This is a genomic window from Bacillus sp. 05T31, from assembly GCF_056396725.1.
Genome location: NZ_JBFTMA010001521.1, coordinates 1 through 359, shown reverse-complemented (window position 1 = coordinate 359; position 359 = coordinate 1). Strand labels below are relative to the sequence as shown.

At 32.9% G+C, this 359-nt stretch carries 1 pseudogene; it reads left to right on the top strand.

The window, feature by feature from the left end:
* A pseudogene (locus AC1DJR_RS34150) lies at positions 1 to 286 on the top strand (IS4 family transposase); the annotation flags it as partial.
* Positions 287 to 359 lie beyond the last annotated feature (73 nt).

Genomic DNA, 359 nt, shown 5'->3' with positions numbered 1-359 from the left:
CATTCTACTCTGTTCTTCTACCATGTTTCAAATGCGGCAATTACTTCTTATGAAAAAGAAACGAGAACTGAGTGAATATAAGGCCATATATATGATWAAAGATTACTTTCTTCTTCTTTTCCAAGCTATACAGAAAGACACCCAAGARYTATCAAAGATTCTAATTCGTTTGTTCAACCTCYTACARCAAAACKGGCGAAAATCTCATAGGTATGAGAAGAAAACAGTCTTTGATATATTAGGTGTCGTTTACAATTGTACCATGTCTAATAATCAAGCGGCTTAAATCAAAAAAATGAAACCCATTAGGGTTTATTTCGTATGCAAATCTTTAAATTCCCTACATGTAGCCTTTAGAA